The 311-nt window shown below is 46.0% G+C and carries 1 protein-coding gene; it reads left to right on the forward strand.

Annotated elements, in window-relative coordinates; genetic code table 11:
- On the forward strand, positions 1-311 hold a 311-nt coding region (locus tag ASJ81_RS16440), incomplete at both ends, for a DUF169 domain-containing protein (RefSeq protein WP_170943358.1).

Below are 311 nucleotides of genomic sequence, written 5' to 3' on the forward strand. Positions count from 1 at the left end.
GTCGCAAGTGGAGAATTTTATTTTAATAAACTCAAACAGTTCAGCACCCAGGGCGCTGCCAGGCGCACCCTTGAAGGAGTCACCAAGCTTCCCCCAAACTCAACAGAAGCCATTCTGTATTCTCCCCTGGAAAAAACCACGTTTACTCCGGATGTTGTTGTAATTATCTGTACTCCCAAACAGGTTATGTTACTTACACAGGCGATGATGTACAAAATGGGCGGCAGAATCGAAGCGAGTTTTGCAGGAAAGCAAAGCTTATGCTCGGATGCGGTTGTGAAGACATATAAAGAAGGCAAAGTGGGAGTCAC

Origin of the sequence: Methanosarcina spelaei, from assembly GCF_002287235.1 — an archaeon.
In the GTDB taxonomy this organism is placed as follows: domain Archaea; phylum Halobacteriota; class Methanosarcinia; order Methanosarcinales; family Methanosarcinaceae; genus Methanosarcina; species Methanosarcina spelaei.